The organism is Natranaerobius thermophilus JW/NM-WN-LF (assembly GCF_000020005.1).
Taxonomy (GTDB): Bacteria; Bacillota; Natranaerobiia; order Natranaerobiales; family Natranaerobiaceae; genus Natranaerobius; species Natranaerobius thermophilus.
This window is the reverse complement of sequence record NC_010718.1, coordinates 717,113-734,464: the sequence shown is the minus strand read 5'-3', so window position 1 is coordinate 734,464 and position 17,352 is coordinate 717,113. Positions and strand designations below refer to the sequence as shown.

Genomic DNA, 17,352 nt, shown 5'->3' with positions numbered 1-17,352 from the left:
TCACCGATTTATATACTCTAATAGCAATAACTATTTAAAAAACTTTAGATTTTTAGATTACAGGGAGGTATCCAATTGTTTATTATCTTTGAGTTTTTTGATTCTAGTTCATTAATTATTATTCTCACTTCTATTCTCGGTGGGATTACTGCCTATTACATAAATATAATTCTAAAATATGGTCCAGTGATTGGCTCTGGTGTAGTAACCTTGTTAAGTGGTGTATTTCCTGTACTCTTTGGGGATTTTGGTACACTGCTAGCAGGTGCTGCTACCACTTCAGGTTATGCCTCTATGGTATCTGTTAAGCATGTGCCATCAATAAAAGAAATGGGAGCCCTGAGCTTTCTCGCAGGCTCCCTGTATTTAGTGACGATTCCAGCTTTTCAAGGAATAGGAGGTAAGCTGGGAACTATAGCTGCTCTTTCCTGTTTAGCTTTCATAGGTTATAAGACTATTCTTTCTCGATTCTAACTGCACTACTTTTTAGTTCAGGAATTTTACAGATAGGATCTTTAGCCTTAGTAGTTAAACGATTTGTCAAGGTTTCTGGGAAATGAAATGTCATAAACACCATATCTTGGGGCACATGATCTGTAACCTGAACTTTTGATTTCACTTTACCGCGCCTGGAAGCAATCTTAACTATATCCCCGTCTTCTATATCCAATTCGTTGGCAACCTGGGGATTAACCATAGCTAGTTCTTCATCACGAAGCCATTTAAGCCTCTGAGATCTTAGAGACATGGTGCCAGTATGGAAGTGATAAAGCCATCTCCCTGTATTTAAGATTAAAGGATACTTTTTTGAAGGCTCCTCCGAAGGGGGAATGTATTTTACAGGATGAAATTTACCTTTTCCCCTTGAAAACTGATCTTTGTGTAAAAATTCAGTCCCAGGATGTGAGGTGTGGTAGCAAGGCCACTGTAAGCCCTCGTTTTCTAACCTAGCAAAAGTGATCCCGCCATAAAAGGGTGCCAATTTATTAATTTCATCCATCACTTCTTCATCATTATTGTAATTCCAGTTAAGTTCTAGTCTATTAGCCAACAGAGTTAAAATTTCCCGGTCTGTTTTAGCTTGACCCGGAGGTTCAACTGCCTTTCTAACGCGCTGTACTCTTCTCTCAGTATTGGTAAAAGTACCTTCCGTTTCAGCAAAGGAAGTGGCAGGTAGAACTACATCGGCAAGTTTTGCCGTTTCAGTCATGAAAATATCTTGAACAATCAATAATTCTGTTTCCTCTAATGATCTTTCAACCTCATCAGCATCGGGATCACTAACTGCCGGATTCTCCCCCATAATATATAGTCCTCTAATATCACCGGTACCTGCTTTTTCAATAATTTCCGTTACTGTCAACCCGGGTTTGGGTTCTGGAACAGTACCCCAAACTTTTTTAAATTTATCCCGAGCCACTGGATCCTCGATAGGTTGATATGAAGGGAAGTAGTTTGGTAAAGCTCCCATATCACAGGCACCCTGAACATTGTTTTGTCCCCTCAAGGGATTTACACCTGTACCTCTTCGTCCTACATTACCTGTTAAAATTGCCAAGTTAGCTATAGATAAAACGTTCTGAGTTCCCTGAGTATACTGGGTAACTCCCATAGCATAAACAAAAGTCACTTTATTGCTATTACCTATTAGTCGTGCGGTTCTAATCAGTTTATCCTTTGGAACACCCGTTATTTCTTGGACTCTTTCAGGTGTATATCCTTCAATAGATTCTATCCAATCCTGAAATCCTTCGCTTCTAGCTTCTACAAATTCTTGGTCCCATAAGCCTTCTTTATATATTACTCTGGCAATACCATTCAGTAGAGCTACATTAGTAGCGGGTCTCAGTTTAAGCCATTCATCGGCATAATTAGTTAATTCTATTTTTCTGGGATCAATCACTATCAAATTTTTTCCCATTTTATTGGCCTGCTTTATTCTGTAACCTGTAACGGGATGAGCTTCAGTAGTATTTGAACCTATCACTACAATACAATCTGTCTCCAAAAGCTCATTGATTGAATTAGTCATAGCACCGCTTCCGAAGCTAGTGGCAAGCCCCCAAACAGTGGAGCTGTGACATAGCCTGGCACAGTGGTCAATATGATTAGTCTTGAAAGCTGTTCTCAATAATTTTTGAAACAGATAATTTTCTTCATTAGTCACCTTGGCCGAACTAAGTCCTGCTATGGCATCACTGCCACTTTCATTATAAAGTCTTGATAAATTCTCACTTATGTACTCCATGGCAACATCCCAACTAACCTCGGTTAACTGGCCATCTTTTCTAATCATGGGCTTAGTCAATCTATCTTTTGAATGAACGAAATCCCAACCGAATTGACCCTTTCCACATAGATGCCCTTTAGTAAATGAATCTTTTTTTCTTGATACACCCACTATTTCTCCGTCCTGGACTTTTAAATACATTTGACAGCCCACTCCGCAGTAAGGACAGGTAGTCAGTACTTTATCTACCTCCCAGGGTCTAGAACGCCACTCGACAGAACGCTCTACCAAAGCTCCTACGGGGCAAACGTTGACACACATACCACAAAAAGTACAAGTAGTATTCTGTAATTCATCGTCAAAAGCACTGGTAACCTTCGAATCAAAGCCCCTATCCATAAAATCGTAGACATAGGCCCCATTTATTTCTGCGCAGATACTAACACATTTTCCGCACATGATACATTTTCCGTAATCTCGAAAGAAAAATGGGTTTGACCTATCTATAGGATAGTTTTTAGTATCTCCCACATAAGGGGTATCTTCCACTTTATAGCGGTAACAGTAATCCTGCAGCCTACAATCGGCATTTCTCTCACATGTAAGACATCTCAAATCATGGTTTGCAAGCAGTAGCTTTAAAATCTCTCTTCTGGCCTCAACAACCTGTTCTGATTCAGTAAAAATATTCATACCATCTGCCACCGGTGTACTACATGCTGGGTGTAGTTTTCTGGCACCCGAAATTTCTACCACACATAACCTGCAGGCGCCAATAATTGGCAGTCCCTCTTCGTAACAAAGAGTAGGAATGTGAAATCCGTGCCTTTCCAAGGCATTGAGAATACTTTCTCCTGGTTCTGTTTGATATGAATTACCATCTGCCATGATTGTAATTGTGTTTTGGTTTTGACTGTCAGTCATCACTTGAATACTACCTCCAACTTGTTGTTATGTTATTATTCAATTGCTTCAAGAGGACATTTATCTATGCATTCTTTACACTTAATACACACTTTCGAATCTATATTGTGAACCTCTGACTTTTCACCTTTTATTGCATCAACGGGGCATATCTGCTTGCAAATTTCACACCCACTACATTTTTCTGGATCTACTTCTATTGTGGTAAGATTCTTACATACCCCGGCTCGACAGTACTTATTATTGATATGTTCTAGGTATTCATTCTCGAAGTACCTGATAGTACTTAGTACCGGATTAGGTGCTGATTGTCCCAAACCACAAAGAGAAGTATTAATGATATTATTTCCTAATCGATTGAGGATTTTGAGATCTTCATTTTCTCCATAACCGTCAATAATCCGATTTAATATTTCTAACAGCCTTTTTGTTCCTTCACGACATGGGTTACATTTACCACAGGATTCACTCTGGGTAAAATTTAGAAAGAACCGGGATAAGTCTACCATACAAGTACTCGTATCCATGACTACAAGTCCCCCTGAACCCATCATAGCTCCTGCATCTATGAGAGAATCATATTCGATGGGAAAGTCTAGGGATTCTTGAGGCAAGCACCCACCTGAAGGTCCACCTATCTGGACTGCCTTAAACTCTTTGTCATCCTTAATACCTCCACCGATATCAAAAATTAAATCTTTCAATTTAATGCCCATGGGAACTTCACATAGTCCGGTATTTCTCACTTTTCCCGTTATGGCAAAAACTTTTGTTCCTTTACTATCTTTAGTACCAAGTTCATTGTACTTTTGGGCACCCCAATTCAAAATAACAGGTATATTTGCTAGTGTTTCTACGTTATTAAGAATAGTTGGGGAATCATAGAGGCCTTTTTCGGCTGGGAAAGGCGGTCTAGGTCTTGGCATTCCCCTGTTCCCATGAACACTTTCAATTAAGGCGGTTTCCTCTCCGCAAACAAAGGCTCCAGCTCCCTGTTTGATCTCAATATCAAAAGAAAAGTTTGAACCTAAAACTCTTTCTCCCAGATACCCGTATTCCTTTGCCTGACTAATAGCTTTCTCAAGCCTTTTAACAGCCAAAGGATATTCAGCTCTAACATATATAATTCCTCGATTTGCTCCAATAGCTAACCCTGCAATGGCCATACCCTCGATAACAACATGAGGGTCACCTTCTAGAATGCTTCTATCCATGAATGCTCCAGGGTCTCCCTCATCGGCATTACAGACAACGTATTTTTCAGTTTTTTCATCGCCTTTTTTTGCATATTCCCACTTCAAACCCGTAGGAAAGCCTCCCCCACCTCTTCCCCTAAGATTAGCAGCTTGTATTTCTGTTATGATATCTTCAGGCTCCATGGTAAGACCTAATTGCAGAGCCTGATAACCTCCTGAATTTAAATATTCATCAATGTTTTCTGGATCTATAAATCCCGACCGGTTAATAACCACCCTTTCTTGCTTTTGATAAAAATCTATCTCCTCACGCTTTTGCACTTTGTGACCATCATGATTTTCATACAAGAGTTCGGAAACCAGCTGGCCGTTTTTTAAATGATGGTGAACTATTTTCTTAGCACCTTCTGCATCAACATTACAGTAGAAGGTCTCATCTTGTTCGACTCTTATTAACGGCCCTTGCTCACAAAACCCTTGACAGCCAGTGAAAATCACCTTGTAGTCTTGTATATTCTCTTTTTCCAATTCTGTTTCTAAAACATCTTTAACTTCTTGGGAGCCGGATGTTACACATCCAGTACCACCACAAACCAAAACTCTCATCCTTGTTCCCCACCTTCATTTCCGTTATTTGAACCATTAACATATCTATTAATCAAATGGTTTACATCAGAAGTAGTAACTTTTCCGTGTGTATTGTGATTAATAGTTAAGACTGGAGCAAGACCACAGGCCCCAATACATGAAACCGCCTCAAGACTAAACTCCCTATCTTCAGTCGTTTGACCTGTTTCTATGGAAAGTTCTCTTTGGAATTTTTCCATTACTTGGCCTGCTCCTTTAACATGACAGGCCGTTCCCATACATACGCGTATGATATTTTTGCCTTTAGGCTGGATATGAAACTGTGAATAAAAAGAAACTACTCCCATTATTTTGGCCAGGGAAAGGTTCATCTCTCGGGCAATGGATTCCAACCTTTTACGGGATAAATAACCTTCTCTTTCCTGAACTGTTTGCAAAAGAGGAATTAAACCTCCTGAATCTTTCCGGTGTTTTCTAATGAGTTCTCGCAACTCTTCTTTAGGTAGCTCTTCTCGTCTCACTTGTGTATCAATTCTCTTGGCTGTATCTTGTTTAGTATCCTGACTTTGACTCAAATATACACCTCCACTAAACCATGAAACTTTTACTGTTTAGTATTTGTGTTAGAATAGATTTTAGACTTGTTTAATTTTGGTAAAAAATAACCCATCGACTGATTGTAAAACCAATCGATGGGTTATAGAGGATTATAGTATTGTTAACTTTTATGATTAAACCAGTCTTTTATTTCATTAAGCTAGTTATTTTTTCTCAGCTCCTCTGTTACAACATCTAATTTGTATCTGTATGCATTTCCTTTTCCATCTTCCTTTTCCTGGAAAGAAGTGACCTTAAATGACAAAATATCTTCATCTGCTAACCAGCGAAGTTTATTAAACTCACCTGTAAGTCCTTGATTTCCATTTCCATGGTTTTCCTTAAATGTTTCGATTTCATTGATTTTAATTAGTTCATCACTAGCAATATCGTAAACATTGAGATAGTTAAAACCTGAGCCACTTTCTGTATAGTAATAGGCCAAATAATCGCCGCCTTGTGACCAAAAGAAATCACTCACTTGTTGTCCCGGGCCTGAAACTTTATCAAACAAATTGATTTCATCCTGTTCTAAATCAATATAACCGATGACACTGTCTTTGGTTGCGACTGCATATGGTCTGGTAAAAGAAATAGATACTACATTATCTTTAGTAGTTTTACCGACTATTACTTGGTTAAGATAGTTTTCAGGACCAAATTGCAAATGAGGATTATATCCTGCCAGTTCCGACAGTTGATCCCAAATCTCTGTCAACAGTATTTCATTTTCTTCGGTCAAGATGAGTTTTAGTTCATCGCGCAAGTATTTTCCTAAAAAATCACTTTCCATTACAATTTTTTCACCCTGAAACTTCGCCTTAACAGTATCTTCCCAGCCTAAAAAAAGCCCATGGGGTCGCAAATCTATCACTACATCCTGAATTCCATCGGCAATTGCCCTCTGAAAAGCTTTATCAAAGGATTGAAATAAATCATCAGGCCGATCCATCTCTACAACTTTAAAATTTATGTCAGTATTATCCTTATTTGTCTCATCTGTATCATCTTTTGAAGTACCATTTTTAGCCGAATTATCCCCTTCAGCTGTTAATGTTAAAGTTTTATTTGTCCTTTCCTGGTCTAATTCCTTGGCTTGTAGAGTTTCGTTAAATATATTCTGAAGGTCAATAGCCCTGTCTTGAGATTCGGCTTCTGACAGAATTCTTTCCTCAAGTTCTGCTGTAATGGATTCTATTTGCTCTTCATTTATATGAGGATAACTAACTGAAGCTAACATTTGAATATTGCCACTTTCTGTTTCAGTCATTTCTTCAATATCAATATTGACTGCTTCAATATATTCTTCAGTGCTTATTCCAGGATAATCTACATTTAAATGACCTGCTTCCAGGTCCTTACGAGCATTATCAGCAAACAAGTCTAGATCAACATAACTATAATAAATAGTAAAAGCTTCTTTAGCTATTTCCTCAAGTTTATCTCGGTTTTTATCGATATCAATACCCACTTCTGACTCATTATCAGAGTTAGGATCTGCTCCGTTAGTATCTGCTCCTTCATTAAGTTCGGGTTCTGAAACACAAGCTGTCATAAAAACCGTAATCATTACAACACTCACTAATGTAATTAAGATCTGATTATTCTTATTCAAAGCTATCCCTCCTAGTCCTCTCTCTGTATATTTTCTTGACTAAGGTTAGTACTTGAATCATTAATGCTTGAATCATCATCTTTTAAAAGTTCATCTACTTCTGCTTGTTTTTCATGATATTCCTTTCTCAATTGGCTAAATAAAATATAAATTATATAAATGCCCACACAACCTGCTGGAGCATAAAGTATTATTGAAAGAAGTATAGAAACTATGGCGACTCCATTAATCACGACACTTACTACAAAGAAAATTCCCACTAAAGCCAGTAAATGTAAAATTGTTTTGCCAAAGTTTCCTTTCACTGTGCTATAAGATACGGACATGGCTTCTAACGGTAATAGATTTTCCTCTACTATAGCGTAAGGTGCAAATAATAAAAATAGCATTACTAAGAGTATTGCTAATATGAAGATAATAAATATAATGGCAAGTAATGGCATTATATTCATGGGAGCGAAGGGATTTACGGACCTAAAAACTCCGTACATAATAATTAATAGAATTAACAATAGTCCTAAAAGTATCCCCAGCATAATCAAACGATATTTCAGCATATTCCAAAAATATTTTTTAGAATTTATTAAAAATTTCCCAGGTGAAAATAACTGTTGATAGCGATAACCATCTTTAATACATCCTAAAAATCCAGACTCTAAAAAGACTTTTACTAATAAAAATAATAATGTGAAGCCAATCATGATTAATATATAAGAAATTAACTCTCCGGAAACGGCTAGTTGATCAGTTAAGTAATCCTCGATCATAACCTCATTTAATCCCGGTAGGACCCAGTCCCCCTCTAAAACATCGGTAACGGATGGTGGAATACTGGGAAAACCCACTTCTATATGAAACCTATCTTGACTCATTTTAATTTCACCAATCTCGGGAAATACACCAAAAACTAGTACTACGGCTAGTAACAAAGCTAACACATCCATAATTATAGGCACTAAGGCAATCTTATAATTCTCCTTAAAACTCAATAATGCCTGCTTAATAGCCATTAAATACACTCCTCTCCGCTAAGTAATTCTATTAATCACTATACATTCATCAAGATGGTCACCCCTTTTGAATTAAAATACTCCTACACCTAAAGCAGTGGGCTTTCTGGAATGTTTATCGTAAAATAAAATACCACAACATATAAAAATAAAAGTAGTGGAATTCCAAGTTTAAATATTAAATGTTGAGTCTTATGTCTAAAAACTTTCATCCCAACATAGAGTCCAAACACCCCTCCTACAACTCCAGATCCCAATAAATGCTTTTCTGAAATCCTGCTTTTCCCTTTTATTGCAAAATGTTTATCAAGTCCCATAAGAACAAAAGCATAAATATTTAGTAAAGTTAATAATAAGTATATGAATTCCGAGCTAGTCCATTGAACAATTAATTCCATAGTTAACCTCCTCAAATCATTAGACGTTTAATGTGGTTAAAAAGATTTGGTTAATAAGCATAACTGAATTTTAACATAATAAAAGGGCACCCATTAAGTCTGGATGCCCTTAAATATTATTAGAGATCTAATTTTTAACCACCAATAGTCTCTATAATTCCTACAATCATTACTATGATAACGCCAATAGGGATTATATACTTTAATAATGGTGCTGCCCAATCGCCAATCCTAATACCGGTGGCAGATTTATTTGCTTCTTCCATAACATTTCTAGTACCCCAAACATGACCGGCAAAGAAAGCAATCATAGCCCCACCTAGTGGTAACATAATACTATCTGCTATAAAATCATAAGTGTCTAAGATATCCATGCCCATAAAGGTAACATGATCTAGGGCGCTATAACCTAAAACTGGGAAAAGCCCTACGATAAAAGCAACCAAACCTATAGTAGCAGAAGCTTTTTTTCTAGGCCATTGTTTTTCGTCTACGAAATAAGCTACAACTACCTCTAGCAATGAAATGGCAGAGGTTAATGCCGCAATGGATAATAAGACAAAGAATAAGAATCCAAAAAGTCCACCAACAGGCATTTCTGCAAAAACAGCCGGTAAAGTGACGAATACCAATCCAGGACCTTCACCAGGGTCAAATCCTAAAGCAAAAACAGCAGGGAAAATAGCCATACCTGAAATAATTGCAATCAGAGCATCGGCACCAATTACCTGAACTGAACTGTTAGGTATTTCATCATTCTTAGAAAGATAACTTCCATAAGTTAAAATAGCACCCATACCAAGACTTAAAGTGAAGAATGACTGACCTATGGCAGCGAGAATAGTATCCCAACTAACCGCACTGAAATCCGGCCTAAATAGGAATGCTAAACCCTCTCCAGCTCCGGGTAAAGTGACAGCCCTAATAACAACAGCCAGTAATAGTACTACCAACACTGGCATGAGAAAAGTGACCACTCTTTGAATACCTTTCACAACTCCAGCTGATATAACACCGACTACAATCGCCATGAATAAAAAGTGATAAAAAATTGGTTCAAAAAGACTTGTAGTGTGTTCACCAAATAGCTGCTCTGTGGCTTCTATTCCTATTGGAAAACCTGCTAAAGATTTAACAATGTAAGATAGAGACCAACCAGCAATAACAGAATAATAACTTAGGATGACAAACCCTGTTAGCACAGATAAAGCACCAACAAGCCACCAAGGAGTATTAGGAGCAATTGATTTAAAAGCACCAACCGGATTTCTTTGAGTATGTCTACCCAAAGAAATTTCAGTTACCATAAGGGGATAGCCTATAATTATTATTGCGATAATGTAAATAATTAAAAAGGCAGCTCCACCTTCTTCCCCTGTTACAAAGGGAAATCTCCAGACATTACCTAAGCCTACAGCTGAGCCTGCCGCCGCAAGTACGAAACCTAATTTCGACTTCCATTGTTCACGTTGATCAGGCATGAAAAACCTCCTTTTTAAGTTATTATTATTCAATCAATCCCTGGTTTAAGCCTAATAACCAGAGATTAATTAACCTTAATCTAAAAACTTTCATCATTCCATTAAAATTTCACAAATGTTAGAGCTATGTTTTTTATCAATTGCTAATTTTTTAAAAATTTATAATTTCTTAATTTTATATTTCTGGATCTGTTAGAATTAATCCTTCCTGTTCCTTACTTTTTTATAAAAGTATACCAATTCTAACTATAATTGAAAACCCCATAAAATCGAGTAGGTAGAAGCCACAGTAATTAGCTGTGGCTTCGTTCCTCTCACAGAACCGTGCTTACGGGCCACGTACACGGCTCCTAGTAGACCTCGATCACTCTCTAAAGTGATGCAAAATACCAACTTGATAGGTACTAATATTAATTAGACCTATCTCGTCAAACCACTTATTGGGTAGTGCTAAACTTATGAGAGGACTTGATGAGTTTCTCCATTTATTCATGGAGATTTTCTCAAATTCCCCTTTGTAGCCTTTTCTGCGAAGAGTTTTGTGTAGTTGTTTCCAACTTTTCCATTCTCGCATTTTCTTCATCCTAAGTCTTCTTCTAATCCATTTCATTAAGTTCTCAAATTGTTTCTTACAATTGGCTATTCGGAAGTAATTTGCCCATCCTCTTAATACTGGATTTAGCTCTTTTATGATTTCGGATAGATTTCTACCATGATTTCTTGGTGTAAGAGTTCTGACTTTTTCTTTGAATTTCTGTATCTTTTCAGGCTGGATGGATATGTTTTGACTCCTTATGATAACTCCTAGGTAGGGAACACCTTTGCGGTCATTTGTTATGTGAGTTTTCTCTTTATTAACTGTTAGTTTTAATTCGTCTTCTAATATTTCAGTAGCTATATCTTTATATCTTTTCGCTTGTCTTGGTGTGTAGGCGAATATTAAAATATCATCGGCATATCTTACTATTCGGATATTGCGACTCTTCATTTCTTTATCAAATCTGTCTAGGTAAATGTTGGTTAGTAGTGGTGATATCACTCCACCTTGAGGGCTCCCTATTTCTGTGTCTTCTATGGCTCCATCTTCCATTACTCCGGACTTCAAAAATTTCTTTATTAATTTGAGAACACTTCCATCACTAACTTTCTTGGCTACTTCTTCGATAATCAACTCATGGTTTAATTTATCAAAGCATTTAGATAGGTCCATATCTACTACATGTCTTAGATTGTATTTATTAATGAACTGTTCTGATTTAGCTATTGCTTTGTGACATGAGCGATTAGGCCTGTATCCGTAGCTTGACGGGTGGAAGTCTGGATCAAAAATCGGTTGAAGTATATTTAACGTTGCTTGTTGGACTACCCTGTCTTTTACGGTTGGAATCCCTAATGGGCGAGTACTTCCATCTGGTTTGGGTATCTTAACTCGCCTCACAGGTTGTGGTTTGTATGCGCCAATTTTAAGGTCATGATGAAGGGTTTCCAGATTTTCTTCTAGGTTGGAGCCATAAGCCTCCACGGTTACCTGGTCTATGCCGGGTTTACCTTTGTTAGCTCTGACCCTGCGGTAGGCGTCTTCTAGATTCTTTTTGGAATAAATCTTGTCTATTAAACTGTACCATTTCTTCATCAATTGCACCTTCTTTCGCTGTGTGCCTTCCCTCTTTCTACACTTTTAGTTGTGGTTTCTTTGAACGTGCTTAACGGTGTCTCTAGCTCTTTGGCAATCTTACCTATCAGGGTACGCTCTACTTCCACTAGGCGGACGGTAAAGCAAGTAAGCTCGTCACCACCTGACTTTCCGTTCCCTTTAGCATTTCAGCTTCAGTTTTCTTCCTACCTAAAGTGTCTACTCGAGTTCTTGCTACACTCTTTGGTCTACTTTCACCCCTTCACACTACATAATTCCCTTTCGGTCATTATGCACCACTACAACCAGGTGTAGTGTCCTTTCGGTTTTATCCTCCAGACTGTTACCAGCTTTCTTTGGCCGAAAGTTCTTCACTACTACGGGTTCATCTGCCTCCTGCACTGCTTTAGTTAAAACTCATGTTTCCACTTGTCTTAACTTTACTTGTCGTCACAAGACAATACAGGTATCTCCCCGGTTAAGTCTGCTTGCCTGAATTTGAACGCATCCGTCCTAACCTTTTAGGTTATCCAGCTTTCGGGCTTTCCCATAATTTGCAAGGTTACCCACCTAAAAGGCCATCCTCGGTTTGTTCTCACTATGTTCCAAATTCCCCCTTCAGCTTCCTTCAGACTCCACCGTCACCGGTGACGCCCTTGCCTTATGGTTGTCTTCCTGCTGGTTAGGTGACAGGGTTTCTTTCAACCCATCGGCGCGACAGGCATGCCGGGCAAACAAAAGAGCAGCGCATCTCTTTTAAAAGATACGCTGCTCTTAGACGAGCTATTTTGATACTGTGATTTAAGAATTATTCTTGGGGTGGATAAGGTGGCCACTCTGGGTCATAATCAGGACATTCTGCTGCTACCTGGCAAATTTCCGGTTGAGGACAAAATCCATATACTGGTACTAATAACTGAACATGAGCTATTAACTTAAATATTAACAACTTACCTATGCAGAGAACAATTTCATCGTCGACAATAAAAGCATCTAAACATTCTAAAAAGACTTCACATTGCGGTTCTAAACCTTCTTCACCGGCACGCCCTAATACAACAATTTTTTCAAAAGTTTGTATTTCCGTGAATACTTCATCATTAAGACTGTATGTGATTTCATATTTGATCCACAGTCTAACTTTTGTATCAGCTACTATTTCACACTCTTTTTTCAATAACTCAACATCAATACACTCAACTTCTCCAATATTATTTATTAGATTAGTATCTTCAATGTCATCTGGGATATCAACTCTGATTTCGTTAACATCAACTTGTTTACATTCTTCATAAACCTTATCAACTTTTATACAGTCTATGGCCTCTGGGGGTGGAAATTTACCAGGGTCCTTAATTGGGCCTGGGTATACTTGCCTTCTTTCTTCTTCAGACAACTTTAAATCTACCTCCTTGTCAACATCTTTGTAGTTTAGCTTATGTTGATGGAGCCCATGTGTGATAATCGTAAACCTTATAGTGATGACTTGAAATAACTAATATCTTAAAAAGTTATCAAATAATCACTTCTTAAATAAATTCACATAAAAGTAATTATTAAATAATCAATGTTAACTTTTGAGGTGACACCCTTGAGCCATGATTATTTAGATTATTTAACTTGCCATGAAGAAGTGAGTCATCCTTCTCTGCAATCAAAGCCATTAATTGGGATATTCATTAATAGATTTGACTCTCTAGCTCTGTTAGATAATATATCTAATAAAAAAATTCGTTTATTAGTTGATGCCAATGAAGATTTAAATAATAAATTAGTCTTTTTTTCATTAATTGATATTGATTTTGATAATAAAAGGATATTCGGACATTATTACAATCAAGAAGGTCAACACTGGGAAAAAGAAAATTTTCCTTATCCGGAAATCATTTATCAAATAGGAAGTGGGCTAAAAAAAGAAAAAAACCTATTTAAAAGATTTCAAGAAGAAATGAAACAATTTGGTGCTAGATTTATAAATCCACTTCAAAGCTTTGATAAATGGACTACGTACAAACATTTACAAAAGTATCCAAAAATTGCTTCCTATCTCCCAAGTACCACAGTATTAAATGATCAAGAAGATTTAAAAACTATGTTAGGAAAGTATCAATCAGTTTATTTAAAGCCCATTGGAGGAAGAAAGGGAAAACGAATACTGAGAATTGATCAAAATTATAACAGATATAAAATTTTAACTTATCATAAAAACCCAAATTCAATTCCTGTTAATAATTTCTGTGAATTAATTGATCATGTTTTTGATTTTGTACGCAGTAAAAATAGCTATATTATCCAAGAAACCATAGATCTACTCTCAATTGATGCCAAATTAATAGATCTAAGGGCCGAAGTCCAAAGAAATGGCACAGGAAAATTAAAAATTACAGCGATTCCAGTTAGATTGGGGAAAAGCAATTCACCTATTACTCAACATGTTGATAGCTACAAGTTTACTGAATTTTTTACTTCAATCTGGAAACTCCCTGATAAAGACCTAGCTGATCTATATAGCTCTTTAATTACTCTGATAACCAATGTATATGAATCGATAGAAGCTCTTCACGGAAAATGTGGAGAAATGGGCATCGACATAGCGGTGGATAAAAATTTGCAACTTTATTTGATCGAGTGTAATTCTAAACCTACTAAAGCCTCTTTGTTAAGGGCGTATGGTGAGCAGACACTTATAGATTTCTATAAAGAGCTACTCCAATATGCTAGTATATCAATAAATAATGGAAATCAATGTTTAGATGATGCATAAAAAAAGAGACGACTAAAAAGTCGTCTCTCATCTCTGGGAATGGAATCAATGTACTCTACTTATTTACCAACAACTCTTATTCTTTCAGTTTCGCCGCCATATTTTCAGCCATTTTTATACAATCTTCATGGTCTTTTTTCTTGGGAGCAGATTTCACTTCTACTGATGGCTCAATTAATTCAAGCTTAGTATTTTTTTGGAATTCTTGAAGTCTCTTCATGGCACCACCACTCCAAGTGTACGAGCCAAACAGCCCCAATAGTCGATTCTTTATGTTTTTATTTTCTAAAAAGCACAATAAATAATCCATTGGTGGAAAAATTCTTGAGTTATAGGCGCAACTTCCTAAAATCAAACCTTGATATCGCCAGATATCGTTAATAATATAAGATACATGAGTCTTAGAAATATTGTACACCTTTATGTTCTTGATTCCTTTCTCAGCCAGTCTTCTACAGATAGTGTCCACCATGGTTTCAGTATTTCCATACATTGAACCATAAACTACAACCACGCCCGGCTCTGTTTCTTGTCGGCTCCAACGTGAGTAATCTGCAATAATCTGTTCTGGCTTTTCTCTCCAAACAGGGCCATGGGTAGCAGCAATAATCTTCACATCTAAATCTGCTAATTTAGAAATAGCTTTTTCTACCATAGGTCCATATTTAGCAACAATATTAGTAAAATAACGGCGAATTTCTTCTTGATAAAAATCCAAGTTTACTTCATCATCAAATATGCCACCCTCTAGAGTTCCAAAGCCTCCAAAGGCGTCTCCAGAAAATAATATTTTTTCCTTCTGTTCATATGTCATCATTGTTTCAGGCCAATGCACCATAGGAGTTAAATAAAAATTTAAGGTGTGTTGGCCTAGTTGCAGTTGATCTCCATCATCAACGATTTTGATATTTTCCACAATTCCGTAAAATTGTTCTAAAAAAGTTAATGTTTTTTGATTACCTACAAGGGTTATATTTGGATATTCTCTTCTTAAAGCCTCTATAGCCCCTGAATGATCTGGTTCCATATGATTTATTATTAGGTAATCAACTGAACGATTTCCAATTACGTTTTTAATATTTTGCAAATATGTATTGATTTCGCTATCCTTTACCGTATCTACAAGGGCTACTTGTTCGTCATTAATCAAATATGAATTATAAGAAACACCGTCAGGCAAAGGCCAAATAGCCTCAAAAAGTTCACTAACTCGGTCATTTACTCCTATCCAACTAATCTTATCAGTAATAGCCACAGTGTTATTCATTTTAATAAATAACCTCCCTTTTTATTTATTATTATAGATTAACTTAATCAGATTTATATTGATAGTTAATCCTTTTACTGATAGGTTATCAATAATAGTAAAAAATATCAAGAAATCCTGAACTTTCTAATCAAAATAGTTACTTTTAAAGATACATTATAGTATAATTTATCATGAGAATTTAAAGGTGAAATTATACTTATTAGAAAGGGGCTCTCTATGAAAGCTTTTTTCCTTGAATACTTCTATGAAGTTTATTTCATATACGGTTTATCTTTCATTATTATGGGTATTGCAATTACTCTTCAGGTTAAAGAGTATACTAATAAAACTTTTTCTAATAATCTATGGCTGCTGGCTGTTTTCGGTTACTTGCACGGATTATCAGAATGGACTTATTTTTACCTCCCTTATAGGGAGAGTGATTTTACTTCTTCATCCTTGTTTATTCTAGAAGTAATTGATTTAAATTTAGTTGGAATTTCTTTTGGATTTTTATTATTTTTTGCATTACAGTTTTTATATGATATTCATAAACATGCTTTGGTAAAATATCTCTTCTACATTTCTATTGGTAGTTTAATTTCATGGTTAGTTTATTTTGTCTTCTATCAGTTAATATTTATAGGTGATAACCCAGATTACTGGTTTAATCTGGCTGAAATAATTAGCCGATATTTCTTTGCTTTACCTGCTGGATTAATTGCTTGCTACGCCGTATATCAACACAAAAAACAATTGCAAACTACTAACAAGTATACAGGGTACGTTTATAACTTACTAATGATAGCTTTCATGGGATATGGTATATTTGCAGGTTTTCTAGTTCCAAGTGCCGACTTTTTTCCAGCAGACGTAATAAATACAGAAACTTTTTTCAAGCTTACAAAATTGCCTGTTCCTTTATTTAGAACTTTTTTTAGTATATTAATTACTCTTAGTATTCTTTTAATCTTAAGAAAGTTCCAATTAGAAAACATTTCGTTAATTGGACGAACTGTAAGCGAAAATGCTATTTTACAGGAACGGGAACGAATAAAAAAAGATCTGCACGATGATATCATGCAATCAATCTATTCTGTCGGACTAGCCCTTGAAAGTTGTAAGTATGAATTGGACTCGGGAGATACAGAGGAAGTACGAGAAAGATTGGACAAGTCTGCGAAACAACTAGATAATATTCTTTCAGATATGCGATTGTACATTCAAGATCTCAAATCTGCTGAACTGGCTTCATTAACCATTAGTGAGATAATTAGCCGAATAGTCCAGAGATTTAAACGACATTTAAACATTGAATTTAAAAATGACTTAAAATCTTTTATAGATGTTAAACCGGAAATTAAAGCTGCCATACACAATACCTTAGGAGAACTACTAATAAATGCAGTAAAGCATTCACAAGCCGATAAAATCACTATTACTATAAAAGCTGGCCAAGCTAATAACATTTTAATCACATTAGAAGATAATGGCGTGGGAGTAGATTTGAAAGAGTTGCAGAGAAAACAAAGCCAGAGAGAAAAACTCGGTCTGGTTCATGTTAAAGAACGAATTCATACCCTGGGCGGTGAATTCAATTTCCAAACCGAAAAAAGTAAAGGAACTAAGTTTTATTTAGAATTGCCAAAGAAGGGAGGGTAAACCAA

The 17,352-nt window shown here is 36.3% G+C and carries 13 protein-coding genes; 3 read left to right on the top strand and 10 right to left on the bottom strand.

Annotated elements, in window-relative coordinates; genetic code table 11:
- The first annotated feature begins 75 nt into the window (after window positions 1–75).
- Window positions 76–474, top strand: coding sequence for a hypothetical protein (locus NTHER_RS03665; protein ID WP_012447181.1), 399 nt, complete (start codon window positions 76–78; stop codon window positions 472–474).
- Here the strand turns inward: NTHER_RS03665 and fdhF are convergent.
- The 9 genes from fdhF to NTHER_RS03620 all read right to left on the bottom strand — a co-directional run bounded on the left by fdhF (window position 455) and on the right by NTHER_RS03620 (window position 13,068).
- The gene (gene fdhF / locus NTHER_RS03660; protein ID WP_041367369.1) at window positions 455–3,154 is read right to left on the bottom strand and encodes a formate dehydrogenase subunit alpha; all 2,700 of its coding nucleotides are present in this window, start codon (window positions 3,152–3,154) and stop codon (window positions 455–457) included. The two genes, NTHER_RS03665 and fdhF, sit on opposite strands and share 20 nt — an antisense overlap.
- A 35-nt stretch (window positions 3,155–3,189) precedes the next feature.
- Window positions 3,190–4,956: an NADH-quinone oxidoreductase subunit NuoF gene (locus tag NTHER_RS03655; RefSeq protein WP_012447179.1), complete on the bottom strand. Its 1,767-nt coding sequence runs from the start codon at window positions 4,954–4,956 to the stop codon at window positions 3,190–3,192.
- On the bottom strand, window positions 4,953–5,513 hold the full coding sequence (nuoE, locus tag NTHER_RS03650) for an NADH-quinone oxidoreductase subunit NuoE (protein WP_012447178.1): 561 nt from the start codon (window positions 5,511–5,513) through the stop codon (window positions 4,953–4,955). Before nuoE ends, NTHER_RS03655 begins: the two co-directional genes overlap by 4 nt.
- A 182-nt stretch (window positions 5,514–5,695) precedes the next feature.
- Window positions 5,696–7,150 carry a hypothetical protein gene (locus tag NTHER_RS03645; RefSeq protein ID WP_012447177.1) on the bottom strand — a complete coding sequence of 485 codons (1,455 nt, stop codon included), beginning with the start codon at window positions 7,148–7,150 and terminating at the stop codon, window positions 5,696–5,698.
- Between the two features lie 11 nt (window positions 7,151–7,161).
- On the bottom strand, window positions 7,162–8,160 hold the full coding sequence (locus NTHER_RS03640; protein ID WP_012447176.1) for a hypothetical protein: 999 nt from the start codon (window positions 8,158–8,160) through the stop codon (window positions 7,162–7,164).
- 89 nt (window positions 8,161–8,249) lie between these two features.
- Window positions 8,250–8,558 carry a DUF1294 domain-containing protein gene (locus tag NTHER_RS03635; protein WP_012447175.1) on the bottom strand — a complete coding sequence of 103 codons (309 nt, stop codon included), beginning with the start codon at window positions 8,556–8,558 and terminating at the stop codon, window positions 8,250–8,252.
- Between the two features lie 134 nt (window positions 8,559–8,692).
- Window positions 8,693–10,039: a sodium-dependent transporter gene (locus NTHER_RS03630; protein WP_012447174.1), complete on the bottom strand. Its 1,347-nt coding sequence runs from the start codon at window positions 10,037–10,039 to the stop codon at window positions 8,693–8,695.
- A gap of 364 nt (window positions 10,040–10,403) precedes the next feature.
- A complete protein-coding gene (gene ltrA / locus NTHER_RS03625) occupies window positions 10,404–11,672 on the bottom strand; it encodes a group II intron reverse transcriptase/maturase (RefSeq protein ID WP_012447173.1) in 1,269 nt (422 codons plus the stop codon).
- Window positions 11,673–12,480: 808 nt separating this feature from the next.
- Window positions 12,481–13,068, bottom strand: coding sequence for a hypothetical protein (locus NTHER_RS03620; RefSeq protein ID WP_012447172.1), 588 nt, complete (start codon window positions 13,066–13,068; stop codon window positions 12,481–12,483).
- A 195-nt stretch (window positions 13,069–13,263) separates the two neighbouring features.
- Between NTHER_RS03620 and NTHER_RS03615 the strand changes: the two genes are divergently transcribed.
- Window positions 13,264–14,436: a YheC/YheD family endospore coat-associated protein gene (locus NTHER_RS03615; RefSeq protein WP_012447171.1), complete on the top strand. Its 1,173-nt coding sequence runs from the start codon at window positions 13,264–13,266 to the stop codon at window positions 14,434–14,436.
- 76 nt (window positions 14,437–14,512) lie between these two features.
- Here NTHER_RS03615 and NTHER_RS03610 read toward each other — a convergent pair whose 3' ends face one another.
- Window positions 14,513–15,703, bottom strand: coding sequence for an FprA family A-type flavoprotein (locus tag NTHER_RS03610; RefSeq protein ID WP_012447170.1), 1,191 nt, complete (start codon window positions 15,701–15,703; stop codon window positions 14,513–14,515).
- A 219-nt stretch (window positions 15,704–15,922) separates the two neighbouring features.
- Here NTHER_RS03610 and NTHER_RS03605 point away from each other — a divergent pair, with 219 nt between their 5' ends.
- Window positions 15,923–17,347 (top strand): sensor histidine kinase, encoded by a 1,425-nt coding sequence (locus NTHER_RS03605; protein ID WP_012447169.1) that lies wholly within the window; start codon window positions 15,923–15,925, stop codon window positions 17,345–17,347.
- Window positions 17,348–17,352: the final 5 nt, after the last annotated feature.

What these genes read in the sequence shown, in the direction of transcription:
- fdhF (WP_041367369.1), bottom strand. Translation starts at nt 3,154, where the DNA reads ATGACTGACAGTCAAAACCAAAACACAATTACAATCATGGCAGATGGT.
- NTHER_RS03655 (WP_012447179.1), bottom strand. Translation starts at nt 4,956, where the DNA reads ATGAGAGTTTTGGTTTGTGGTGGTACTGGATGTGTAACATCCGGCTCC.
- NTHER_RS03640 (WP_012447176.1), bottom strand. Translation starts at nt 8,160, where the DNA reads ATGGCTATTAAGCAGGCATTATTGAGTTTTAAGGAGAATTATAAGATT.
- NTHER_RS03635 (WP_012447175.1), bottom strand. Translation starts at nt 8,558, where the DNA reads ATGGAATTAATTGTTCAATGGACTAGCTCGGAATTCATATACTTATTA.
- NTHER_RS03630 (WP_012447174.1), bottom strand. Translation starts at nt 10,039, where the DNA reads ATGCCTGATCAACGTGAACAATGGAAGTCGAAATTAGGTTTCGTACTT.
- ltrA (WP_012447173.1), bottom strand. Translation starts at nt 11,672, where the DNA reads ATGAAGAAATGGTACAGTTTAATAGACAAGATTTATTCCAAAAAGAAT.
- NTHER_RS03610 (WP_012447170.1), bottom strand. Translation starts at nt 15,703, where the DNA reads ATGAATAACACTGTGGCTATTACTGATAAGATTAGTTGGATAGGAGTA.
- NTHER_RS03605 (WP_012447169.1), top strand. Translation starts at nt 15,923, where the DNA reads ATGAAAGCTTTTTTCCTTGAATACTTCTATGAAGTTTATTTCATATAC.